The organism is Actinophytocola sp. (assembly GCF_036402745.1).
Lineage (GTDB): Bacteria > Actinomycetota > Actinomycetes > Mycobacteriales > Pseudonocardiaceae > Actinophytocola.
The window spans coordinates 1-23,978 of record NZ_DASWSJ010000132.1 but is presented as its reverse complement, the minus strand read 5'-3'; the positions used below and the strand labels follow the sequence as shown (position 1 = coordinate 23,978).

The 23,978-nt window shown below is 73.4% G+C and carries 19 protein-coding genes and 3 pseudogenes; 9 read left to right on the top strand and 13 right to left on the bottom strand.

Going from position 1 to position 23,978, the window contains the following annotated elements; all coding sequences use genetic code 11:
- The 3 genes and pseudogenes from VGD70_RS13150 to VGD70_RS13140 all read left to right on the top strand — a co-directional run.
- Positions 1–292 (top strand): annotated as a pseudogene (locus tag VGD70_RS13150) (peptidase S15); the annotation flags it as partial.
- Between the two features lie 41 nt (positions 293–333).
- A complete protein-coding gene (locus VGD70_RS13145) occupies positions 334–1,869 on the top strand; it encodes an FAD-dependent oxidoreductase (protein ID WP_331081509.1) in 1,536 nt (511 codons plus the stop codon).
- A gap of 7 nt (positions 1,870–1,876) precedes the next feature.
- Positions 1,877–2,527, top strand: a complete 651-nt coding sequence (locus VGD70_RS13140) for a DsbA family oxidoreductase (protein WP_331081508.1) — start codon at positions 1,877–1,879, stop codon at positions 2,525–2,527.
- Between the two features lie 37 nt (positions 2,528–2,564).
- On the opposite strand, the gene VGD70_RS13135 is transcribed toward VGD70_RS13140, so the two are convergent.
- Positions 2,565–2,945, bottom strand: coding sequence for a VOC family protein (locus VGD70_RS13135; protein ID WP_331081513.1), 381 nt, complete (start codon positions 2,943–2,945; stop codon positions 2,565–2,567).
- 163 nt (positions 2,946–3,108) lie between these two features.
- On the bottom strand, positions 3,109–4,071 hold the full coding sequence (locus VGD70_RS13130; RefSeq protein ID WP_331081506.1) for an isopenicillin N synthase family dioxygenase: 963 nt from the start codon (positions 4,069–4,071) through the stop codon (positions 3,109–3,111).
- 143 nt (positions 4,072–4,214) lie between these two features.
- Between VGD70_RS13130 and VGD70_RS13125 the strand changes: the two genes are divergently transcribed.
- The 3 genes from VGD70_RS13125 to VGD70_RS13115 are packed head-to-tail and all read left to right on the top strand — an operon-like array spanning position 4,215 to position 6,486.
- Positions 4,215–4,751, top strand: a complete 537-nt coding sequence (locus tag VGD70_RS13125) for a TetR/AcrR family transcriptional regulator (protein ID WP_331081504.1) — start codon at positions 4,215–4,217, stop codon at positions 4,749–4,751.
- The gene (locus tag VGD70_RS13120) at positions 4,748–5,845 is read left to right on the top strand and encodes a sensor histidine kinase (protein ID WP_331081502.1); all 1,098 of its coding nucleotides are present in this window, start codon (positions 4,748–4,750) and stop codon (positions 5,843–5,845) included. The genes VGD70_RS13125 and VGD70_RS13120 overlap by 4 nt, the downstream gene beginning before the upstream one ends.
- Positions 5,842–6,486 (top strand): response regulator transcription factor, encoded by a 645-nt coding sequence (locus VGD70_RS13115; protein WP_331081500.1) that lies wholly within the window; start codon positions 5,842–5,844, stop codon positions 6,484–6,486. The genes VGD70_RS13120 and VGD70_RS13115 overlap by 4 nt, the downstream gene beginning before the upstream one ends.
- On the opposite strand, the gene VGD70_RS13110 is transcribed toward VGD70_RS13115, so the two are convergent.
- The 11 genes and pseudogenes from VGD70_RS13110 to VGD70_RS13060 form a co-directional block, all read right to left on the bottom strand.
- Positions 6,483–6,836 (bottom strand): hypothetical protein, encoded by a 354-nt coding sequence (locus VGD70_RS13110; protein ID WP_331081498.1) that lies wholly within the window; start codon positions 6,834–6,836, stop codon positions 6,483–6,485. The genes VGD70_RS13115 and VGD70_RS13110 overlap by 4 nt on opposite strands.
- A gap of 513 nt (positions 6,837–7,349) precedes the next feature.
- Positions 7,350–8,849 (bottom strand): MFS transporter, encoded by a 1,500-nt coding sequence (locus VGD70_RS13105; RefSeq protein WP_331081496.1) that lies wholly within the window; start codon positions 8,847–8,849, stop codon positions 7,350–7,352.
- Between the two features lie 5 nt (positions 8,850–8,854).
- A complete protein-coding gene (locus VGD70_RS13100; protein WP_331081495.1) occupies positions 8,855–9,727 on the bottom strand; it encodes an SRPBCC family protein in 873 nt (290 codons plus the stop codon).
- Positions 9,724–10,299: a helix-turn-helix domain-containing protein gene (locus VGD70_RS13095; RefSeq protein WP_331081494.1), complete on the bottom strand. Its 576-nt coding sequence runs from the start codon at positions 10,297–10,299 to the stop codon at positions 9,724–9,726. The genes VGD70_RS13100 and VGD70_RS13095 overlap by 4 nt, the downstream gene beginning before the upstream one ends.
- 249 nt (positions 10,300–10,548) lie before the next feature.
- Positions 10,549–12,105, bottom strand: coding sequence for a cellulose binding domain-containing protein (locus tag VGD70_RS13090; protein WP_331081511.1), 1,557 nt, complete (start codon positions 12,103–12,105; stop codon positions 10,549–10,551).
- Positions 12,106–12,213: 108 nt separating this feature from the next.
- Positions 12,214–12,672, bottom strand: a pseudogene (locus tag VGD70_RS13085) (ABC transporter permease); the annotation flags it as partial.
- Between the two features lie 375 nt (positions 12,673–13,047).
- Positions 13,048–13,302: pseudogene (locus VGD70_RS13080) on the bottom strand (ABC transporter permease); the annotation flags it as partial.
- A gap of 88 nt (positions 13,303–13,390) precedes the next feature.
- Complete coding sequence (locus VGD70_RS13075) at positions 13,391–16,801, bottom strand: phosphodiester glycosidase family protein (RefSeq protein ID WP_331081492.1); 3,411 nt, start codon at positions 16,799–16,801, stop codon at positions 13,391–13,393.
- Positions 16,802–16,872: 71 nt separating this feature from the next.
- Positions 16,873–17,448 (bottom strand): hypothetical protein, encoded by a 576-nt coding sequence (locus VGD70_RS13070; RefSeq protein ID WP_331081490.1) that lies wholly within the window; start codon positions 17,446–17,448, stop codon positions 16,873–16,875.
- Positions 17,449–17,618: 170 nt separating this feature from the next.
- Positions 17,619–18,179, bottom strand: coding sequence for a dihydrofolate reductase family protein (locus VGD70_RS13065; protein WP_331081487.1), 561 nt, complete (start codon positions 18,177–18,179; stop codon positions 17,619–17,621).
- Between the two features lie 148 nt (positions 18,180–18,327).
- The gene (locus tag VGD70_RS13060; protein WP_331081485.1) at positions 18,328–19,191 is read right to left on the bottom strand and encodes an alpha/beta hydrolase; all 864 of its coding nucleotides are present in this window, start codon (positions 19,189–19,191) and stop codon (positions 18,328–18,330) included.
- Between the two features lie 149 nt (positions 19,192–19,340).
- Here VGD70_RS13060 and VGD70_RS13055 point away from each other — a divergent pair, with 149 nt between their 5' ends.
- The 3 genes from VGD70_RS13055 to VGD70_RS13045 all read left to right on the top strand — a co-directional run.
- The gene (locus tag VGD70_RS13055; protein ID WP_331081483.1) at positions 19,341–19,943 is read left to right on the top strand and encodes a QsdR family transcriptional regulator; all 603 of its coding nucleotides are present in this window, start codon (positions 19,341–19,343) and stop codon (positions 19,941–19,943) included.
- Between the two features lie 50 nt (positions 19,944–19,993).
- Entirely contained in the window at positions 19,994–21,544 is a 1,551-nt protein-coding gene (locus VGD70_RS13050; RefSeq protein WP_331081481.1) for a class I adenylate-forming enzyme family protein, read from the top strand.
- Positions 21,541–23,978: AAA family ATPase (locus VGD70_RS13045; RefSeq protein ID WP_331081479.1), on the top strand; the 2,438-nt coding region annotated here is incomplete at its 3' end. The genes VGD70_RS13050 and VGD70_RS13045, both read left to right, overlap by 4 nt.

Below are 23,978 nucleotides of genomic sequence, written 5' to 3'. Positions count from 1 at the left end.
CGTCGTGAAGGACACCGGCACGATCCGGTTCGAGGACCACGGCATGGAGATCGGCAAGCGGGTGCTCGAGCGCTACAGCTGGACCGCGGACGACGTCGAGTCGGTGCGCGGCGAGACGAGCTGGACGATGACGTTCGCTCGCGGCGACTGGGCGGTCCGGACCGTCACCTACCAGGTGCTCACCTGTACGAGGACGGAGTTCGCGCTGCATGCCCGGCTGGACGCGTTCGCGGGTGAGCGGCGCGTGACGTCGCGGAACTGGGACCTCACCTTTCCGCGTGACCTCGTATGAGGGGCGGTTTCGACGCGCGCGGGCCGGGCAATCCAGGTGCCATGGCAGAGTTGCCCGAGTTCCGCTCGTTGTGGATCGACACCACGCCCGCGCCGGACAGGTCGAGCGGGTCGTTACCGACCGAGGCGGACGTCGTCGTCATCGGCGCCGGGATCGCCGGGCTGACCACCGCGTACCTGCTGGCCGAGGCGGGCCGGCCGGTGCTGGTGCTGGAGGCGTCGACGGTCGGCGGCGGGGTGTCCGGGCACACCACCGCGAAGCTCACGGCCCAGCACGGTTTGATCTACCGGCGGCTGAGCGAGCAGAAGTCCCTCGCCGACGCGGCCGCCTACGGTGCGCACCAGCTGGCGGCCCTCAACTGGGTGGCCGCGACCGCGCGGTCGCTGGGCATCGACTGCGAGCTCGAGCGCTCGGCCGGCTACGTCTACACGACCGACCCCGCCCGCCGCGACACGCTGCGCGCGGAGGCCGACGCCGCGCGGGCCGCGGGCCTGCCGGCGTCCTACACGGACTCGGTTGACCTGCCGCTGCCGGTCGCGGGCGCGGTGCGGTTCGCCGACCAGGCCCGGTTCCACCCCCGGCGGTGGCTCCTCGGGCTGGCGGAGCGGTTCGAGGCGCTGGGTGGCCGGATCATCGAGGGCGTGCGGGCCACGGGCGTGCGCTCCGGCCGGCCGGCGGTCGTGCGGACGACGGCCGGGGTGCTGCGGGCGAACCAGGTGGTCGTGGCGACGCACTATCCCTTCCTGGACCGTGGCCTGTTCTTCGCCCGCCTGGATCCGGTGCGGGACCTCGTCGTCGCCGGCCCGCTCCCCACTGGCCTGGCGCTGTCGGGCATGTACCTCGACGCCGACACGCACCACTCGGTACGTCTGGCGAGCGCCAGCGGCGAGCCGATGCTCGTCGTCGGCGGCGAGCACTACCGGGTCGGGGACAGTGTCGACGTGCGGGCCCGGTACGTCCGGCTGGCCGAGTGGGCCCGCGAGCACCTCGGGCTCACGGACCTGCGGTACCGCTGGTCCGCGCATGACATGTCCACTGTGGACGGTGTGCCGTACGTCGGCCGGTACCACCCGGGGAGCCGGAACCTCTGGGTCGCCACGGGCTTCGGCCAGTGGGGGATGACCGGCGGCACCGCGGCGGGCCTGCTGCTGCGCGATCTCGTGTTGGAGCGCCCGAACGAGCTCGCGGACCTGTACGACCCGAACCGCCTGTCGCTGCACGCGGTCCCGTCGCTGGCCAGTGACAACCTGACGGTGGCCAAGCACCTGGCCGGTGACCACCTGCGCGCGCTGGTGTCGACGGACCTGGCGGAGTTGTCCCCGGACGAGGGTGTGGTGACCCGCGCCGGCGCGACGATGGTGGCGGCCTACCGGTCCACGGCGGGCGAGCTGATGTGCGTGTCCGCGCGGTGCACGCACCTCGGGTGCCTGGTGGCGTTCAACAATGCCGAGCGCAGCTGGGACTGCCCGTGCCACGGTTCGAGGTTCGCGGTGGACGGCTCGGTGCTGCAGGGCCCGGCGGTCCGCCCGCTGCGCAGGCTGTCGGCGGAGGAATCCGCGGGCACGTCGGTGGGTTGACCTGAACGTGACGAACGAGATCGCGGTCGACGTATGGTCGGATGTGGTGTGCCCCTGGTGCTACCTGGGCAAGCGCCGCTTCGAGAAGGCCCTGGCGGAGTTCCCCCACCGCGCGGCGGTCCGGGTCCGGTGGCGAAGCTTCGAGCTGGACCCGACCACGCCAGCCCGCAGTGACGTGCTGGTCCCCGACCAGCTGAGGCAGAAGATGGGCCTGTCGGACGAGCAGGTCGAGGAGGCCCTGGGCCGCGTGACGGCGCTCGCCGCCGCCGACGGGCTGTCCTATCGACTGGCGGACGCCCGCCCGGTGAACACGTTCACCCTGCACCGCCTGATGCACCTGGCGGACACCGTCGAGGCCGGCGACCCCCTCCGCGAGAGCCTGATGCACGCGTACACGTCGGAGGCCGCGGACCTGTCCGACCGCGAGGTCCTGCTGACCCTGTCGAGGGCCGCGGGCGTCCCCGAGGAGTCCGCGGCGGCCTTGCTGTCGGGCACGGACTTCACCGAGGAGGTCCGCGAGGACGAGGCGTTGGCGCGGAGACTGGGCGTGCGCGGAGTGCCCGCGTTCGTGCTGGAGGGGAGATACCTGGTGTCGGGCGCCCAGCCGGTGGAGGTTTTCGCGGAGGCCCTGACCCGCGTGTGGGACGAGGCGGCATGACGAACGCGTGAGCCCAGGAGCGAGCGGACGAAGCGCCCTAGACGGGCGAGACCCGCTGGCTGAGGAGGCAGAACTCGTTCCCCTCAGGATCGGCGAGCACGTGCCACGACTCCGCGCCGGTCTGCCCGACGTCGACCGTCGTGGCCCCCAGGCCCAGCAGACGTTGGAGCTCGGCGGACTGGGAACGGTCGGTCGCGGAGACGTCGAGGTGGAGCCGCAGCTTGTCCCGCTTCGGCTCCGGAACCGGGGTGAACACCAGCGTCGGCTGCGGCCCGCCGAACCCGACGCCGGGCGGCCCGATCTCGATGTCGTCGTCCTCGCGGCCGGTCTCCACATAGCCCAGCACCGACGACCAGAAGGCGGCCAGCCGCTCCGCGTCCGCACAGTCGATGACCAACTCGGTGATCCGGCAGCTCATGCGCCCAACCCTAAGCGCCGCACCATCACCACGCGTGGCCACGCGTCCAAGCCCCTTGGCCGCCTCACGTGCGCGGAACATCTCGCCGGCGGCGCGCTCGACCTCGCGCGGCCCGGGCAGGTCGGCGGCGACCGCCGCACGGATCACGACGACGTTGTAGCGGTCAGCCCACGGTGATCGCGTTCAGTTTCTCCATCAGGTACTCGTGCGCGATCACCTCGGGGTGCTCGCGCACGCCGATCGGCGGCGGCAGCGAGGCGATCTTCGCGAGCGGATCGGTCTCGTAGAACCAGATCAGCGAGATCAGCTCCTCCTCCGGCGCGCTCGGCGGCGGCGCGAGCACGCGGTGCCGGGTGGAGCGCCAGCGGTCGCCGGTCCAGCGGGCCATCAGGTCGCCGATGTTCACCGTCAGCGCGCCCGGCTCGAACGGCGCGTCCACCCACCGGCCGTCCGATGTGTACACCTGCAGGCCACCGAGGCCGGTCTCCCGGTCCAGCACGGTGACCGTGCCGAAGTCGGTGTGCGGGCCGATCCGGAACTGTCCGTCCTCGGCCGGCCCGACGTTGGCCAGCGGCGGGTACCAGTTGATGTTGAACGTGTACGTGGGGTTGCCGGTGTGCGCGGTGAAATGCCCCGGCGCGAGCCCGAGCGCGGTCGCGAAGATGATCAGCAGCTCGTCCGACAGCGCGCGCATCCGGTCCATATAGGACTCCGCGGCCTGCTTCAGCGACGGGACCTGCGCGGGCCACACGTTGGGCCGGAACCACTCGCGGTCGATCGCCGGCACCCCGATGGGCTGGTCCGCGCCGAGCGAGTAGGACTCCTTGAGGTCCGGCGGCGTCTCCGTGCCCTCGGCGTAGGCGTTGGCCTCCGCGCCGGGCGGCAGCCACCCGCGCCCGCCGACGGTGACCCGGTAGCCCTCCTTCGTCTCCTCCGGCAGCGCGAAGAAGCGCCGGGCCAGCTCGCGGACCTCCGACCGCACGTCCACGGGCACCCCGTGCCCGGTGACCAGCAGGAACCCCGACTCGCGGAGAGCGTCGTCGACCCGCGCGGCCACCTCCACCCGATCCGCGTCGTCACCCACGAACCACGGCGCGAGGTCGACGAGCGGCACCGATGACGTCATGCCTCCACTGTCGGTGCTGCCCGGGCCGCGGGCAAGCCATCCGGCGTTAAGACCGTGGGTCAGGATGCCGGTAGGTCAACCGGGTCAGCAACCCGCATTGAACTCCACCTGTAGTGCTACGAACGTAGTGATATGGTCGGGCCGTGCGACGCAACCCGGTTCGGCGGACGGCCCTGGTCGACGCGGCCATCGACGTGCTCGCCGACGTCGGCGCCCGCGGCCTCACCTTCCGCGCGGTCGACAGGAGGGCCGAGGTCCCGGCCGGCACCGCGTCCAACTACTTCGCCAACCGCGACGACCTGTTCGCCCAGCTCGGCGGGCGCATCTTCGAGCGGCTGGGCGCGGCCACCGTCCCCGCCGGCGCCGACCCGACCCCGCGGCTGCGCCACCTCGTCGACCACGTCGCCGGCTACCGCGAGGGCTACCTGGCGATGCTCGAGCTCCGGCTCGAGGCCACCCGCCGGCCGGAGCTGCGCGCGAAGCTGACGGACACCATCCGCGCGGACGTCGCGGCCAACGTCGCCGCGCACGAGCGGGCCGGGCTGCCGGGCGACGCCACCACGGTGATCCTGCTGTACCTCGCCATGAACTGGCTCGTCGTCGAGCGGCTGACTCTGCCGGACCTGTTCCCCGACGCCGGCGCCCTCGTCGACGCGGCGGTCGAGCGGATCCTGCGGTGAGCCGGCTCGACGGCCTGCTCGCCGCCGGGCTCGCGGCCGGCCTGGTCGGGGGCACCTTCCTGGCGCAGGCGGTGCAGACCGGGCACGTCCGCACCCTCGACGCGCTCGGCATCGCGCTGATCGTGCTGGCGGCCGCGGCGACGCTGGGACTTCGCCGTGCCGCGCCGGTGTGGGCGCTCGCGGGCGCGCTGGCCGCGGTCGGCGCGTACCTCCTCGCCGGGTACCCGTACGGGCCGGTGCAGCTGTGCATGGTCATCGCGATGTTCGAGGTCGCCCGGCTGCGCCCGCTGCGGATCTCCCTGCCGCTGTGCGGGATCGCCGCCGTCGTCGCGTCGGTCACGCTGCTGGTCCGGGTGGCGCCGGACGCCTCCTCGCCAGCGCTGCACCCCTCCTCGCCCGCGCTGCTGGCCCTCGCGTGGACGGGCTGGATCGTGCTGCCGTGGTCGCTCGGCACGCTGCTGTTCACCCGCCGGGTCGCACGCGAGCGGGAGCGGCGGGATCTGGTGGCGCGGGCCGCCATCGAGGAGCGGATGCGGATCGCCGGCGAGGTGCACGACGTCGCCGGGCACGGGTTCGCGGTCGTCGCCATGCAGGCCGGTGTCGCGCTGCTGGTGTTCGACGAGCAGCCCGACCAGGCGCGCGCGTCGCTCGAGGCGATCAAGGCGGCCAGCACCGAGTCGCTCGCCGGCCTGCGCGGCATGCTGGACGCGGTGACGCAGGACCGGACCGGCCTCGCCGGTGTGCCGGAGCTCGTCGAGCGGGTGCGCGCCGGCGGGCTGCCGGTGGACCTGGAGTTGGCGGCGGTGGGGTCGCGTGGGGACGTCGACCTGGTGGCCTTCCGGGTGGTGCAGGAGTCGCTCACCAACGTGCTGCGCCACGCCGGCCCCACCCGCGCCGAGGTGCGGGTCACCCGCGACGACGCCGACATCGTGGTGCGGGTCGCCGACCGGGGACGCGGCACGGCGGGACCGGTGGGCCGGGGCCTGGCCGGGATGCGCCGACGGGTCGAGGCGGTCGGCGGCTCGCTGGCCACCGGCCCGCGCGAGGGCGGCGGGTTCGAGGTGCTCGCCCGGCTGCCAGGGGGTTCGCGATGATCCGCGTGGCACTGGCCGACGACCACGAGCTGGTCCGGATGGGCCTGCGCGTGCTGGTCTCGCGCGAGCCGGACCTCGAGCTGGTCGGTGAGGCGACGAGCGGCGCGGAGGCGCTGGCGCTGGTCGCGGCGCAGCGGCCGGACGTGCTGCTGCTGGACATCAAGATGCCGGGCATGGACGGCCTGGAGACGTTGCGCCGCCTGCCGTTGGACGCGGTCCGGGTCATCGTCGTCACCACGTTCGAGATCGACGAGTACGTGTTCGAGGCGCTGCGGGCCGGGGCGAGCGGGTTCGTCCTCAAGGACGCCGCGCCGGGCGAGCTGGTGCGCGCGATCCGGGTGGTGGCCGCGGGGGAGGCGTTGCTGTCGCCGTCGGTCACCAGGCGGGTCGTGTCGATGTTCGCCCGCACCGTCGCCCCGGCCGCGGCGCCGGTGCCGGGGCTCGACGAGCTCACCGAGCGGGAGCGGGAGATGGTCGGGTGGGTCACCACCGGCGCCACCAACGACGAGATCGCGGCGGAGCTGGTGCTGAGCCCGGCCACCGTGCGCACGCACGTCAGCCGGGCCATGGTGAAGCTGGGTGCGCGGTCCCGCGCGCAGCTCGTGGTGCTGGGCGTGCGCGCGGGCCTGACGCCTCCTTAGTGGACTGTCGCATGTGGGCGGACGGACGCGGCGACGCCGGCCGCCACCGCGACGACCAGCCCCACCCCCTGCAGTGCGGTGCCGAGGAACGGCCCGAAGTTCGCGGGGTCGGCCAGCCGGTCGAAGCTCGACCCCTCGATGAGCCCGCCGACGAGGACGAACAGTGGGGCGGCCGCGAGGACGATCGGCGCCCACTGCCAGCGCCACACGAGCACGGCGACCGCGGCCACGCCCAGGATGATCGGCCCGGGCGGCACCACCGGGTATCCGGGCACCCCGCTGACGATCTGCACGATGATCCCCACGACGGCGACGAGAAGTGCCGTGGCCTCGACCTTGCTGCTGTTCATGGCTCCAGCCTCCGCGCGCGACGGCGCGGTGTCGTCGGCCGAGCGCGGGCTTCGGACCTACGCAAAGCTGCGTAGCCGCCGCTCCGAAAGTTTCGGAACCAGCGGCCCGGGAGTAGCGCAGCCCGCAGGGTTGCCTGCTGAGCCGGCCGTACCGCGGCAGGATCTCCACGAGGCCGTCGACCGGGTCCGCGCGGTCGGCCAGGGTCGGCCCGCCGTCGGGCAGCAGCAGCCAGCCACGCGCGACGTCGACCGCGATCGGCGTCAGCACCCGGCCGGGTACGACGCCGTCCAGCAGCTCGTACAGGGCGGCCTCGAACGCCGTCTCCGGCCCGGGAGCCTTGAGCCACACCGGGCCGCGGGTGGTCGGCGCGGTGAGCACGGTGCCCCACGCCCGCAGCCGCGACCGGCGCACCTCGCCGGTGCGCGCGGTCCCGGCCGCCGCGAGCCGGTCGTCCATCCAGGACACCGCCTCGGCCAGCCAGGCCGCGCCCGACCACACCGCGAGCCCGAAGGTCACCGCTGACCCCGCAGGCCGAACACCGTCAGCGCGCCGGCGAGGAGCACGAGCCCCGCGCAGATCGCCGCGCTCGCGTGCATGCTGGCGGTGATCGCGTCGAACGCGCTGCCCACCAGCCGCTCACCGTCCACAGGGGACAGAGACTCGGCGACGGCCAGCGCGCCGGTGACGCTCTCCCGCGCGGTGTCGGCGGCCGCCGCGGGCACCCCGGCCGGCACCGCGACCCCGCCGGAGTACAGCGCGGTGCCGATCATGCCGATCACCGCCACGCCCATCGCGAGCCCCAGCTCGCCGGCGGTCGACGCCAGCGCACCGGCCGACCCGGCCCGCTCCGGCGGCGCGGACTGCATCGCGAGCACCGTGCACAGCCCGGCCATCGGCCCGAGCCCGAGGTTGGCCACGACCAGCCCGGCGACCAGCGTCGTCAGCCCGCCGCCGGACACCTGGGTGAGGGTGAGGAAACCGACGGCCGACACCACGAGCCCGCCGGCGATCACCACCGGCACGGGCATCAGCCGGGCGAGCATCGGCCCGAACTGCATCGAGACCACCATGGCCACTGTGGACGGCAGCAGCCACAGCCCGGCGGCCGCGGGCGAGAGGCCGACGACCGACTGCAGGTACATCGACACGAACAGCTGGTTGGCCGCGATCAGCCCGGCGAACACGGTCATCGTGAGCGCCGTGGAGAACGTGCGGTTGCCGAACAGCCGCAGGTCCAGCAGCGGTGACGCGAGCCGCCGCTGCCGCCTGACGAACGCCACCGCGCAGCCGGTGCCCACCAGCACCGCCAACGCCGCGAACACGTCGAAACCGTTGCGGGACAAAGACTTCAACCCGTAGACGAACGGCAGGACCGCGGCCAGCGACAGTCCGACGCTGGGCAGGTCGAGCCGGCCGGCGGCCGGGTCCCGCTGCTCGGGCAGCGCCCGCGGGCCGAGCACGAGCAGCAGCAGCATCACCGGCACGCCCATGAGGAACACCGAGCCCCACCAGAAGTGCTCCAGCAACACGCCGCCGACCACCGGGCCGAGCGCGGCGCCGCCCATGAAGCAGCACATCCAGACGGTGATCGCCCGCGCGTGCTGGCGCGGGTCGGTGAACATGACGCCGATGAGCGCCATCGTCGAGGGCACCATGGTGGACCCGGCGACGCCGAGCAGCGCCCTGGAGGCGATGAGCAGCGCGGGGCTGGTGGAGTAGGCGGCGAGGATCGAGGCGACCGTGAAGCACGCCGCGCCGATCATCAGCAGCCGGCGCCGGCCGATCCGGTCGCCCAGCGTGCCCATCGTGACCAGCAGGCCGGCCACCAGGAACCCGTAGATGTCGGTGATCCACAGCTGCTGCACGCCGCTGGCGCCGAGGTCCGCCGCGACGTGCGGCAGGGCCAGGTACAGGACGCTGAGGTCCAGCGCCACGAGGATCGTGGGCAGGGCGAGCACGGCGAGGCCGATGTGTTCGCCCCGCCCCGCCCGGGTCTGGACGGTGGTGGTCATCTCGCTCAGCCGATCGTGATGACGCCGTCGGGGATGCCGGGCATCTCGACCCCCAGCCACATCGACCGCCAGTTCGGGACCTCGTGGAACCGGCGGAGCTCGGCCATGCCGCCGAGCCAGCCGACCCAGCCGGCGTAGGGCGGCTCGCCGTCGAAGCCGCTGTGCACGAACGTGAGCCGGGTCTTGCCCGCGGAGCCCTCGAGCTCCCAGGTGGTGACCATGTCCGGCCACTCCATGGTGACCTTGTGCGCCGGGTCGAGCTCGACGATCCTGGCGGGCTGGTCGACGTTGTCGAACCCGCCCATGGCCCAGCGCCCGCCGACGTGCCGCTCGACGTCGATCCGCGCGCCGGCCCACCGCTGGAAGATCGCCGGGTCCATCAGCGACTCGTAGACCTCCTCGGGCGAGGCGGGGAGGTCGATGTGCGCGTGCAGCTCGCGGGAGGTGAAGTCGCACTTCGGCGTCTGCTCGCGGCCCTCGAGGTAGGCGATGAGGTTGGCGACGGCCAGCGACCAGAACGTGACGAGCACGGCGAGGCCCCCTTCCTGGACGGCCACCGCGTGGTCCGGCACGTGGCTCTGCGTCACCTCGATGAGCGTGGCATCCGTGCTTTCCGGCGCCACCGTGATCTCCGTGGTGGTGGCCTGGCCTTCGATCGTCCACTCCAGACGCAGGGTCCGGTCGTCGACGTGCAGCAGGCGCTGGTTCGGCTCGGCGCCGTCGGGGGTGTGGCGGCCCCAGAACGCGTAGCGGTGCGGCAGGTCGACCTCGGCGTGCTCGGCGAGCCACGTGCGCAGCGCCTCCGCGTCGGTCAACGCACGGCGGACAGCGGTGAGCGGCGCGTCGACCCGCGCGCGCAGGCGGAGTGGGGTGGTCATGGCGTCTCCTTCGGGTAGGTCGGGTAGCAGGCGAGCGCGAGCCGGAAGGCGTCGCCCTCGTCGCCCCCGTAGCGGGCGAACAGGTCCTGGAGGGTGTCGCGGAGGTCGTCGAGGAACTCCTGGCGACGCTGCGGGGCGACCCGGATCTCGCCGGACACCCCGATCGAGGGCAGGTCGTCGGCGAGGCCGGAGCCCGCCGTCCGGTCGAGCGCGGCCACGTCGCCCTGCACCTCCTCCATCAGGTCGAGCAGGTGGCCGAGGCTGAGCTGGTCCCGCGTCCGGCGGGTCCCGATGCGCCCGACGAGGCGTGGGGACAGCCAGTAGGCGTGGGCGGTGGCCTGGTAGAGGCCTTCGTGGATGCCGCGCACCCGGCGCTCGGCGACCTGGCGCACGAGACCGGCGTCGACCAGGCGTTTCACGTGGTAGTAGACCCGTTGCGGGGTCTGGTCGAGCTCGGCGGCGACCTCGGTGCACGATCGCGGCTCGGCGAGCTTGCGCAGGACCTCGACGCGCGCCGGCTTGAGCAGTGCCTCGGCCTGCTCGATGTCGTCCAGGTAGAGAACGTCTCTCATGAGAGAACATCTTTGTACGTAAAAATACATTTTGTCAATAGAGTGTGGCGCAGCCGTTGAGACGGAAGGATGCGCCGCGCTGCATACCGTCCTCAGTGGACGGTATGTCGATCGGGTGGCGGGTGGCCCGATCGGGTTGTGCCTTGTCGGTGTCGCCGGTCGCCGATTCGGCCTGGGCCGAGAGCGCCGGTGGGGCAGTCCCGCGCGCGGGACTGCCCCACCGACCCTCGACTCAGGGCTCCGAGACGATCAGAACCCCGCGGTGATGCGCGAGAACTCCCAGTCCGGCTGGGCGATCCCGCTGCAGTTGGACACCACGCCGCCGCCCGGGCAGCCACGGTCGCGGTTCACCGACCAGAACGCGAGCCTCGCGAGACCGCGCGCCTTGGCCCAGTCCCGGATCTGCGTCCAGGTCGCCGTGCTGGTCATCTCCTGCTGGTCGGACAGGCCGTTCATGCCGGAGATGCCCATGTGCTGGTACGCCGTCGCGTCCGACCAGCCGAACGCGGCCTTCAGCTTGTTCTTCAGGCCCTCCGACGCGTTGACCGTGTCGGTGTAGATGTTCGCGCTGCCGAAGTCGAACGGCATGATCGTGAACACGTCGATGTTCGCGCCCAGCGCCTTGGCCTGGTCGATCAGCCGGTTGCCGTAGTAGTTCGGGCCGGTGGTCGTCGTGCCGAACGTGACGATCGTCTGAATGCCGGGGTTGTTCTGCTTGACGATCTTCAGCGCGTTCAGGATGCGGTCCTGGACGGTCGTGTTCTCGAACTCGTCGGTGTTCTCGATGTCGATGTCGATCGCCTTCAGGCCGTAGGCGTTGATCACCTGCTGGTACGCCCCGGCAAGGGCCTCCGGCGTCGAGCAGTTCGGGCCGAGCTTGTTGCCGCTCCACCCGCCGAACGACGGCACCACGTCACCGCCCGCGGACCGGATCGCCGCGATCGTCTGCGCGTCCACGCCGCCCTGCAGCGGGCGGTTCGAGTCCCACGACGGCGTGCAGCCGCCGCCGGAGAGCACGAACGCGAGGGTGAACCAGCGGACCCCGGTCGCGGACATCACCGTCTGCGGGGCCGGTGGATTTCCCCAGCCCAGGTACAGGTACGGCGCGCCCCGGCCGCCGGCCGGGGGCTGGGTGCAGCCGGTCGTCGTGCCGGTGACCGCCGCGCTGCGGGCCGACTCGCCCACGGAGTTGTAGGCGGCCACCGTGTAGCTGTGCGTGGTGCAGGCGGCGAGGCTCCCGATCGTGGTGCTCGTGCCCGTCACGGTCGCGCGAACGGTCGAGCCCTCGTACACCCGGTAGCCGGTCACGGTGCCGCCGGATGCGTTCCACGCCAACGAGATCGCCGAGTTCGTCGTCCCGGTCACGCGGGGTGAGCCCGGGGTCGTCGGCGCGCCTGGGGTGCCGCCCCCGCTGCCGTCGCAGGGGTCGCCGTTGAAGCGGCAGTTGAGGATGCCCGCGAAGTTGCCGGGGCTGCCGTTGAAGCCGAACGTCGTGCTGGCGCCGGCGGCCAGGGTCGGGGCCCAGGTCGGGTTGAGGAACGTGTGGTGCTGGCCCGAACTGGTGCGCTGCGCGTCCCAGGAGCTGGTGATCGAGTAGCCGGCCGGCAGGTCGAACTCGATGGTCCAGCCGTTGAGCGTGCTGCTCGACGCGTTGTTGACGGTGACCTTGCCCTCGAACCCGGTGCCCCAGTCGGACACCTTCGTGAAGGTCGCGGTCAGCCCGGGCGCGGCGGTCGCCGGCACCACACTCAGGCCAAGGATCATCGTGGCGATCGCCACCAGTAGCACCGGTAGGCGTCTTCGCATCGTGGACATCGGTCTCCTCGCGCAGCCTTAGCAGGGTCCCCGTGAAAATCCCACCTCCGTAGGAGAAGTGTGGTCTAGACCAGCATGGCTCCACAAGGTCTGGACCAATCAAGCTCGGTGCGCGATGAGCTCGACGGTCACGAGGACGGCGATCGCCTCGATGGTGAGCAGCGCGATCAGCACCACGATCTGGATGACACCGGCCTGCAGCGGGTCGCCGCCGCCGAGCAGCACGCCCACGAACGCGCCCGGCAACGTCACCAGCCCGACCGTCCGCGTCTGGTCCAGCACCGGCACCAGCGCCTGGTTGGCGGTGGGCCGGATGATCAGCAGCGCCGCGTCGCGGGGGAGCAGGCCCAGCGCGAGTGCCGCCTCGTACTCGCCGTGCCGCGCCCGCAGCTCGTCATACGCCCGGCGCCCGGCGATCGACGTGGCGGTCATCGCGCCGCCGATGTAGATGCCGGCGATCGGGATGATCACCACGGGCTGCGCGAGCACCATCCCGGTGCCCAGCAGGAGCGCGAGCACCGGCACCACCCCGGCGGCGATCGCGACAGCGGAGAGGGGTGCCATCCGCAGCCGCGCATCGAACCCGGCCGACCAGGCGGCGAGCCGCCCCGCACCGAAGTGCCGCCCGGGAGCCTTGCCCGAACCCCGGCCACTGCCCGGCTCGCTGGGCTCCCCTGGACGCGGGCCGCCGCCGGGCTCGCCGACGGTGGCGGGGCGTGGGTCGCCGAGGGGTTCGCCGACGGTGGCGGGGCGCGGGTCGCCGAGGGGTTCGCGGACGGTGGCGGGGCGTCGGCCGCCGCTGGAACCGCCGGGTTCGCCGGCCGGGCCGGGACGCCCGTTGCCGGACCGGCCAGGTCTACCGGCGGCGGTCGCGCCACTGTCGCGTCGCGGGCGGACGACGCTCCACCCGTCCCCGCCGGCGGCGGCTCGGGCGATGCGGCCGGCGGCGGTGAAGGCCGCGATCGTGTACATCAGCAGCACGAAGCCCGTCGTCAGCCAGCCCGACGCCAGCACCGCCGTGATCAGCAGCGACACGGCCGCCAGCTGGACCGCGGCCCGGACCGCCGCGGTGACCACCGGTTGCCACGCGTCGATCCGGCCCAGCCGCACCACCAGCGCGCCGCCGACCGTCAGCAGGATCAGCACCCCGGCGAGCGGCCAGCCGACCGCGATGTTCTGCCCGTCCATCGGGCCAGTCTGCTACGAGATCACTCGTACTCCTGGCCGCACACGCAGCTCATGGTAGATCGCCCGGTTCGGCACCCCGCCCAGCTGATCACGCCGCACCCCGCGCGGCGGCCACCAGCTCGATGGTCACCCGCTGCTGGACACCGTTGACCGACACCGCCAGGGTGATCGTCCCGGGGCGCAACGCGGTCAGCCGGCCCGTCGCCGGGTCGAACCGCGCCACGTCCCGGTGCGAGCCTCCCGAGGCTCCGATGTGGACGGACGGGGACGCGGACCAGCCGGCTGACACCGGGTAGGCCACGGGCACCACCCGGGTGCGCTGGGTCAGCGCCGCGGTGACCACGGTGGACTGTCCGACCGGCAGCGACGCGGGTGCCGACACGGACAGCGTGTCCACGTGCGGGCGCACCTCCGCGGCGAACGAGCGGGCGCCCACGCCCCACAGTGACCAGCCGGTGAACCCGCCGTCGCCCGGCGCGGTGGACGGGGTCTTGCCGGAGTTGCCGTTGACGAAGTACGGCACACCGTCCACATGCGACGCGTGGAACGTGCCGACATGGGCGCCGATGAACGCCGCCTGCTTGCCGGTGCGGTCCCGGAAGTCCGCGAGCCACGCGGTGATCGTCGCCGCCTCCTTGCGGTCGTTCAGCTCGCTCGCCCGCGCCGGCGTCGGGTCGCGCGGCGGCACGTGCTGCAGCAGCACCACGGAGCACACCGACCGGTCGGCGGCCGCCCGGTCGAGCTCCGCGCGCAGCCGGCCCAGCTGGTGCCAGTCGCCGCCGCGGTAGGACAGCGCCGACGTGTCCATCGTGACGAACCGGGTGCCGCGGTGGTCGAACGTCTGCTGCGTGTCGCCGAACACCGCCGCGTAGTTCGCCAGGCTGTTGTCGGCCCGCTCGTGGTTGCCCGGCACGTAGTGGTACGGCAGCTGCCCGCCCAGCTCCTCGTCGAGGATCCGCTTGGCCAGCGCGAAGTCCGCCGGCGACGCCTCGTCCACGAGGTCGCCGTTGATCACCAGGAAGTCCGGCCGCGCCGCGCGGATCTCCCGCAGCGTGCGGCGCGCGTTGGCCACGATCGCGCTGTCCGGGTCGCGCCCGACGAACTGCGCGTCGGACATGACCGCGAACCGCCACGGCGCCCCCGCCACGCCGCCGTCGCGCACGATCACCGGGTCGGCGGCCACCGGCTTCGGCGGCACGTCGAGCGACGGCGGCACGAGCGCGGTGAGCTGGTCGATCACCAGGTCGCCCTGGTAGCTCTTGGCCGGGTCGGTCTCCGCGGCGTAGAACCGGCGCAGCGTCAACGGGTACGTGGTGCCCGCCGGCACCGCGAACTCCAGCTGGCGCCACCCGGTGCCGGTGAGGTAGCCGGCGCGGAACGCGGGCAGCAGCTGCCCGTTGCCGTCCCATGCCTGCAGGCTCGCCCACTCGCCCTTGCCGGTCGAGTCGACCCACAGCCGCAACGCCTTGGGCTGGCCCGGGATCCGCAGCCCGGACGGCGCGAGCGCGCCGCCGGTGCGGGTGCCGGTGCTCTGGGTGAAGTCGTAGGTCAGCCGCAGGCCCGGGCCGTCGTGGCCCTGCGCCGGGGCGATCGCGCCAGTGGCCCGCTCGCCGAAGAACTGCCAGCCCGCCGGGTCGGCGAAGTCGGCCACCACCTGCTCCTCGAGCCCGACCGTCACCGGCAGCACCGAGCGCACGCCGTCGACCTCGATCGTGACCAGCGCCGACCCGCTCGGCCGGTTCGCGGTGACGGTGAACATGCCGTTCGCGCCCGCGGTGACCGTGAGCAGGTCCCGGTCGTAGGACAGGCGCACGTCGGCCGCCTCGACCGGCGCGCGGTAGCCGTCCCGGTCCGCGCCGACCACGCCGAACGTGGCCGTCCCGCCCTGCCCGCCCAACGCGATCTGCTCCTGGGTGGACTCCACAGTGGACACCCGGCCCAGCACGGTCAGGTCGACCGACCCGCGCACACCCCGGTCGGCCGCGGTCACCGTCGTCTCGCCCGGCTGCCGGCCGCGGAAGAGCCCGTCGTCGCCGACCGTGCCGTGCCGCGGCTCGCTCGACCAGCGCGGCTTCCCGGTCGCCGGCCCGTAGGTCTCGTCGTAGCCGGCCGCGGTGAGCCTGCGGGTGAGCCCGCTGAACACCCGCTCCGGGTGCGCCGGCTCGACGGTCGACGAGCCGGACGCGCGGTCGGGGTCCAGCGCCGGCTCCACCCAGAAGCCGCGCAGCTTGCCGCTGCCCTTCGGCGCGAACAGCGCGAGCCCGTTGGGCACCGGCCGCTCCCCGCCGTCCGACGGCCGGTTCTCCACCTGGGTGGTGGCCGAGCCGGGCTCGCGCGCGACGATCGTGGTCGAGCCGCCGCCGTCGAGGTTCACCGCGCTGTAGGCGCCGAGGTCGACCATCATCGCGGCGAGCTCGTCGAGGCCCAGGCCCTCCGCGAACGCCGACTGCCGGCCGTCCGCGGTGAGCAGGAACATCCGCTTGCCGTCCTTCGAGAAGCCGAGCGCGGTGCGCGGCGCGGCCGGGACGTTGTTGCCCTGGCTGGCCTTCTGCGCCACGCCGTCGACGACGAGCAGCTGGCGGCCGTTGAGCGCGGCGTGGATCCGTTGCCCCGCCGCGGTGCGCGCCTGGTAGTCGATCCGCACCGGATCGCCGACCTGTAACGCGGCGAGCGCGCTCGCACCTCCGTCCCGGCCGACCAGCATCATCGTGCCGTCGGGAATCGTGCCGTCGCCGGCCTGCGTGCGCACGGCGGTGACGGTGTTGTCGCGTACTTCGACCTCGGTGACCGCGGACGCGCCCTGGGTGGCGCGGCAGCGGCAATATGAACCCCACACAGAAGTAAACGCCTCGATGCCGCCAGATGTGAGATTCGGCTTGTTGACCCCGGCGAGCGGCAGGTCAGGGCCGGGTGTGTCGACCGTGCCCTGGAAGAACACCTCGCCGATCGAGCCCAGCCCGTCCGGCGTGAAGATCGCCGACGAGCGGCGCCACGTCTGCTCCACGTCCGGCGACTGCACCAGCTCGCCGTCCTGGACGCCGACGCCCAGCGGGGCCGTCGAGTTGTTGATGTCGAAGAAGTCGCCGTTGACCGCGGCCACCGCGTGCGCCCTGTTGGCCTGGGTGGACAGCGGCTCGCCCTTCGCGACCTGGCCGGGGAACAGGTAGTCGACGGTGGTGCCCTTGGTCAGGTCCACGGCCAGGCTGTCGCCCTGCAGCCAGGTCGGCGTGCCGGTGTAGCCGTCGGGGCCGTAGCGGTCGAAGGAGCGCAGGGCGACGCCCGGGGCGACCGGGCGCTCCCGCTCGGTGGTCTCCATGCGGGGCTCCGCGGCGGCCTTCGCCGTGCGGGTCGCGAGGAAGTCGTCGCCCGGGTACTGGGCGTGGTCACTGGTGCTGGCGTTGTCGTCGGCGAGCGCCGTGAACGGGCTCGACACGACCAGGGCGGCGGTCAGCGCAGCGGTGGCGAGCACGCTGGCGAGGGGGCGCGACGGTCTGTGCACGGGAATGAGTAAACCGTCGTCGTCGGATATTCACCAGACCTCAAGGTGTCCGGTAAACAAATTCCAGCTGATCAGCCTGCCGGCGAGCCGGCCGGCGTGCGCCCGGCGCGGGCGAGGGAGACCGCGACGGTCACGAACAGCGCGACCCCGGAGCCGACCCCGGCGACCAGGCCGATCGCGCCTGCGGAGACCTGCAGCCCGCCGAGCACGAACCCGACGAGGCCGAGCGCGGTCATCACGAGGCCCAGGGTGAAGAACTGGCCGAGGTGCCAGAGCTTGCCCAGCCCGACGAAGTGCACCCCGACCACCACCGCGATCCACGCGACCGCCACCGACGGCCGGTGGAGCACCTGGTTGATCACGAACAGCCCGGCGACCAGCGCGACCGCCTCGATGCCGACGATGTTCCAGTACCGCCGGTCGACGAACCCGCGGTGGTCGCCGGCCTCCTCGCCGCGGCTCAGCCGGCCCGCGCGCAGGATCCCGGCCAGCAGCACCGCCGCGACGACCACCCCGCCGACGCGGACGCCGAGCGGCCAGGCCCCCGGCAGCTCGGCACTGTTGACGACCACGAACACCAGCCCGAACACGGTGCCGACCAGCGACCCGATGAGCAACCCCACGGGCCGGGTCCCGCTCCCCGACATGGACGCCTCCCAACGACAGACGCACCTTAGGCGATCCCGGGTCGGTCGCCGCCGGCTGTTCACAGGCTCGCTCGACAACGGCCGGAACTGTCGGTGCGGGTCCGTAGGCTGGATCCGAGGGCCGGAGGCCAAGCCCGGCCACCACACGATGGCCGAGCCGGAGCACCGGGCTACCGCGACCGCACGTGGCGCATCAGCACCGTCTGCCCGTCGAACACGCGGGTCTCCACGAGCTCCAGGGTGAACCGCGGCACCAGCGGGAACAGCTGCTTGCCCCCACCCAGCACCACCGGATGCACCACCACCTGGTACTCGTCGATCAGGTCGAGCTCGGCCAGCGCCGCCGCCACCCCGGCGCCCCCGGTCAGCTGCATGTCCTTGCCGGGCTCGGACTTCAGCGCCTTCACCGCGGTCTCCAAGTCGTCGCTGATCACCCGGGTGTTCCAGTCCGCGTGTGTCAGCGTCTTCGAGAACACGACCTTCGGCGTGGCGCGCCAGATCGGGGCGAAGTAGCGCGCGTGCTCCTCGGTGGTGTTCTCGTCCGCGGTCGGCCAGTAGCTCGACATCAGGTCCCACACGGCCCGGCCGTAGAGGAACGTGTCGACCCGGTCGTTCTCCTCGTGGGAGTACCGGGCCAGCTCCGGGCCGAACACCGGCCAGTCGAACTCGCCGTTCGGCCCGCTGATGTGACCGTCGAGCGACACGTGCACCCAGTAGATGATCTTTCGCATGGCTGGAGCTCCTCGAACCGGGACGCCTCTCCGGTGGGCGCCGCACGCGAACAAGTCGGAGGCGCCCACCGTGTCTCGACATCCGGAGCGAAGAACTTCGGCGCGGAAGGCGATCGGGTCGAGGCGGACCCGAGGTGGAGCAGGTGGGTCAGGAGTGCGGGCACGTGTCCCTGTACTGCGAGATCGCCAGGTCGTCAGGGGCCGGGCACAGGAACTGCTCGTAGCGGGTGTCGTCGTCGACGAAGCGCTTGAGCCACGAGATCAGGTACTTCGCCATCGTCGTGTTCGGGGTCTGCGGGAAGAAGTGGCTCGCGTTGTCGAGCTCCAGGTACGCCTTCTCCGACGAGGCCGGGATCGACTCGTAGAACGGGATCGCGTGCGAGGACACCGGCGCGACCGTGTCGCTCTCGCCGCCGATGACGAACGTCGGCACGCGCACCCCCGGCCACGCCTTGGTCGTGTGCCACGGCGCGATCGGCACCGCGGCCTGCAGCGACGGCTGGTCGTTCGCGGCCTCCAGCGAGCCGCCGCCGCCCATCGAGTGACCGGCCACCGCGAGCCGCGACGGGTCGATCCGGCTACCCACCGGGCTGGTGCTGGTCAGGTACGACAGCGCCGCGCGCAGCTGGTCGCCGCGGCTGCCGGGCTGGTCGTAGATCGTCAGCGTGTCGATGATGATCACCACGAAGCCCTGCGAGGCGAGCCGCGGGCCGATCCAGGAGATGCTCGACTGGGTGGCGGTGTAGCCCGGCGAGATGGCGACCGCGCCGAACGTGCCCTCGGCGGTGCTGGTCGGGTAGTAGATGGTGCCGCCGCCGAAACCGCTGACAGCGGCCCGGGACACGGTCGTCTCGGACACCGCGAACGCGCCGCGCGACGCCTCGATGCCGGCCTCGGTCGGGTCGGGGCCTCGCTCGAACGGGTTCCCGGCCCCGTGGGCGGCGGTCGGCACCCCCGCGCCGAGCGTGACGGCGAGGGCGAGCGCTGGCAGGATTCTGACGCCTCTTCGCATGATGAGCGTTCTCCAATCGGCAGAGCGGCAGGGCGGACGCGATCGGTAACCGACTGTGGCAAGCCGGGTGCGGTGTGCGCATCGGTGGAATCACCGGTCCGGTCGCCGAAGCCGGCGCGCGCGGGCGGTCGCGGCCGTACGCTCCGGTCGTGGGCCCAACCGCCGAGGAGATCGTCCGGACCGCCGCGCACTGGATCGGCCGGGGCGTCCGGCTGGACACCCGGACGTTCGCGGCCGAGCTGGGGATCTCGCGCAGCACGCTGTTCCGCCGGATCGGCAACCGTGAGGACCTGATGGGCGACGCCCTCTGGTACATGGCCGACCGCACGATGGCGGCCGCGGCGCGGGCCTGGGAGGCCGAGCACGGGTCGGCGGTGCGCGACGGGCACGGCGAGCTGCGCTGCCTCGCGGTGATGCGCCGGTACCGCTCAGACATCGCCGGCAACCTGGGGTTCCGCAGGCTGCTCGCCGAGGAGCCGACGGTGGCCATCCGGGTGCTCACCGACCCGCGCGGCCGGGTGCAGCCGCGGGTCATGCGCGCGCACGTGGACCTGCTGCAGACCGACATCGACGCGGGTGGGTTCGTGCCGGCGGTGAGCCTGGAGAGCCTGTGCTACGCCATAGTCCGGCTCGGCGAGGCGTTCCTGTACTCCGACGTGCTGGCCTCGCGCGCGCCGGACCTGGAGGCGGCGTCGACGTTGCTCGCCGCCCTCGTGGAAGGACGCGTGCCCGCCCGGGAGCAGCTCTTGTGAAACACATCGCGGTCGTGTTTCATCGACAGGGCACTCACTGAGGAGGCCCGATGTCGGTTCCCACCGCGGAGCGTTGGCCGCCGGGCCTGCCGGAATCCCTTACCTACCCGGAAGTTCCGGTCGGCTCGATCCTCGCCGGCTCGGCCCGGCGGTACGGCGACCGGGTGGCGTTCGCGCGCGGCGAGGAGTCGCTGACCTACGCAGAGCTCGGCCGCCGGGCCGCCCAGTTCGCGCACGGCCTGCTCGCCGGCGGCGTGTCCGCGGGGGACCGGGTGGCGCTGCGGATGCCGAACTGCCTGGAGTATCCCGTCGCCTACTACGGGATCGCGCTCGCCGGCGCCACGTTCGTGCCGGTCAACCCGCTGCTGCCGGAGCCGGCCGCGGCCGCGCAGATCGCCGGCGCGGGCGCCGTCCTGACCGTGACCGCCGCCGAGGTGCCGGGCATCTGCTCGGGCCGGCCGACGTCGCCACCGGACGTCGACGTCGACCTGGGTTCGCTGGCGCATCTCGCCTACACCGGCGGGACGACAGGGGAGTCGAAGGGCGTGCGGCTGCCGCACCGCAACGTGGTGACCAACTCGCTGCAGTACGCCTGCTGGGGCACGGGCTCGCTGCCCGCGCTCGACGAGTACGGCGGGCTGGTGCTCGACCAGGTCGGCAGCGAGGCGGAGTGGCCGACCCGGCTCGGCACCGCGGTCGCGATCAACCTGACGCCGTGGTTCCACGCGATGGGCACGATCGCCGGCCTGAACGCGCTGGTGCTCGCCGGGTACACGGCCGTGCTGCACGACCGGCTCGACCCGGTCCGCTACCTCGCCGACGCCCAGCGCCTGCGGGTCACCGGCATCGGCGGCGCGCCCGCGTTGTTCGCCGCGCTGCTGAACTGCCCGGACATCGGGACCACGGACCTGTCCTCGGTGCAGGCCATCTCCTCGGGTGCCGCGCCGATGCCGGTGGAGATGATCAACCGGCTGCGCGCGCTGACGCCGGACGCCGTGGTGAGCGAGGGCTACGGGCTGACCGAGGTCACGATGGGCGCGACGGTCGGGCCGACACACCGGTCGGGCCTGCGCAAGGCCGGGACGGTCGGCCTGCCGGTCTTCGACACGTCGGTGCGGATCGACGGGGCGTCGGCGCCGGGGGAGCGGGGCGAGGTGTGCATCCGCGGCCCGCAGGTGATGCTCGGCTACCACAACCGTCCCGATGCGACCGCCGAGGTGCTCGTCGACGGCTGGCTGCACACCGGTGACATCGGCGTCCTCGACTCCGACGGCTATCTGTCCATCGTGGACCGGATGAAGGACATGCTGCTGTACAAGGGGTACAACGTGTACCCGCGTGAGCTGGAGGAGCTGCTGGCCGCGCAGTCCGGGGTGCTCGCGGCGGCGGTGGTCGGCAAGCCGGACACGTCCGTCGGGGAGCTGCCGGTGGCGTTCGTGGTGCCGTCTGGGCCCGCGGTGTCCGCGGCGGACCTGATGTCGGCGGTGAACGAGCAGGTGGTCGCGTACAAGCGGCTTCGGGACGTCTACCTCGTCGACTCGATCCCGATCTCGGCGGCGGGCAAGGTGCTCAAGCGCGAGCTGCGGGGCCGGTTGTCGTGACGGCCGCGCCGGTGCTGCACGGCCGGGAGGGGGAGCTGCGCCGGCTGCGCGAGGTGCTGTCCCGGGCGCGGTCGGGCTCCGGTGCGGGTGTGGTGGTACTCGGCGAGGCGGGGATGGGCAAGACCGCGCTGCTGTCCGCGCTGCCTCTCGAGGGCTTCGTCGTGCTCGACGCGCGGGGGATCCGCGCCGAGCGCGCGCTGCCCTGTGGCGCGTTGCACCGGCTGCTGTCGCCGGTCCTCCCGGGTGCGCTGGCGTCGTCGTTGCGGGCGGCCATGGGCGGGTCGGCGCTGTCGCCGCGGTGCGAGGTGCACGAGCTGCTGGTGCGACTGTCGGCGTCGCGGCCGGTCCTGTGCCGGGTGGACGACGCGCAGTGGCTGGACCCGGAGTCGGTGGCGGCACTGGGTTTCGCGGCGCGGCGGCTGGCCGGGCACGCGGTGGCGGTGGTGCTGGCGTCGCGGCCCGGGCTTGCCGAGGGACTGTCCGGGATCGAGCGGCTGAGCCTGGCGCCGCTGCCCGACGACGCGTGCGAGCGGCTGCTGCGGGACCGGATCGCCGCCGACGTGCCCGTGGGGCTGCGGGCCGTGCTCACCGACCTGGCCGGGGGCAACCCGCTGGACCTGGTCGCGCTGGCCGGCTCGCTGACGCCGGAGCAGCTGGCCGGCCGGGCGCCGCTGCCCGATGAGCTGCCGGAGGGCCCGCGTCGCGCGGACTTCGCCGCCCGGTTGGCCGACCTGTCGCCCGCCGCCCTGGTGCTGCTGCTGTGCGCGGTGTCGGAGTCCACTGTGGACCTGCCGATGCTGCGGCGGCTCGGTGACGTCGACGAGCTCGCGGACCTGCTGCGGGTGGACGGCACGGCCCTGCGGCTGCCGAGCAAGGCGGTGCGGTCGACGTTGTACGCGCTGGCCGCCGAGCCGGCGCGGCGGGAGGCGCACGCGCTGCTCGCCGGGGTCCTGGCCGGTCCGCAGGCGGTGTGGCACCGGGCGATGGCCACGCCCGGGGCGAGCACGCCGCTGGCCGACGAGCTGTTCGCCGCTTCCGTCGATGCCGCCCCCCTGGCCGCCGCGACGATCCTCGAGCGCTCCGCCGCGCTCACCATCCACAGTGGACTCCGGGCGTCCCGCCTGCTCGCCGCCGCCCGCCAGGCGTGGCAGGCGGGGCGCCCGGGCTGGGCACGCGTGCTGCTGTCCCGCGCGGCGGGTGCCGACGAGGGCGAGCTCGCGTTGCTGCACGGGGAGATGGAGCTGCGCGACGGCGAGCCGGCCGTGGCGACCCACGACCTCGCGACCGCCGCCACCCGGCTGGCGGACCCCGGGCGCGCGCTCCTCCTGGCCGGCGAGGCGCGCAGGCTCAGCGGCGACCTGCCGGGGTACCAGGCGATGGCCCGCGCCCTGCCGGCCGATGCCTCCCCGCTCGTGCGGGCGCACTTCACCGGCCTCGCGGCCACGTTCGAGGGCCGCTACGCCGACGCGTCCGGGTCGCTGCGCCGGGTCGTCGCTCTGGGCGAGGCGTCGGACGGGGTGGCCGAGGCGGTGTGGGCGGCGGAGGCGGCGTTCGCGCTCGGGTGGGGCGAGAAGGCCTACGAGTGCGCGTCGGCGGCGGTGAGCCGGGCGCGGCGCTCGGGGCGCGAGTCGGCGCTGCCGTGGGCGCTGGTGCAGCTGTCCCTGGCGGCGATCGTGCTCGACCGGCACCGGTGCGCGCAGGCGGCGTCGGCCGAGGGCCTCGCCGCCGCGGCGGCCGCGGCGGCGCGCAACACGTGGATCGAGCACCTGACCCTGCTGGCCCTGTCCGCGGCCCTGCGCGGCGACCGGGACACCGCGCTGTCCACACTGGACACCGCGGCGCCCGGCATCGAGCGCCGGGGTCTCGGCCGGCCGTGCGCGATCGCGGCCTGGGCACACGCCAGCCTCGACCTCGCCGCCGACCGCCCGGCCGACGCGCTGGGTCGCCTGGAGGCGATGGCGGCCGGCGTCAGCGGCGCCCAGCCGGCGATCCAGGTCCTCGCCACGCCGCAGCTGGTCGAGGCCGCGGTGCTGGTCGGGCAGCCGGACCGGGCCAGGCGCGCGCTGCGGGTCTTCGACGCCTGGGTCCACGCCGGCGGCAGCGACGCGTGGCTGGCCCTGTCCCACCGGTGCCACGGCATGCTGGCCGACGCCGAGGACCACTTCGAGACGGCGATCGCCCTGCACCGCAAGGCCGGCGCGGCGATGGAGCTGGCGAGGACCCAGCTGACGTACGCGCATCGCCTCCGCCGCAGCCGCCGGACCCGCGCCGCGCGCGCCCTGTTCCGCGACGCGCTGCGCGTCTTCGAGTCGGCGGGCGCGACGCACTGGTCCGACCGGGCCCGCGCGGGCCTGCGCGCGGCGGGCGAGACCGGGTGTGCCGCCGCGGACGCGTCGCTGGCCGGCCTGACCCCGCAGCAGGCGGAGATCTCCCG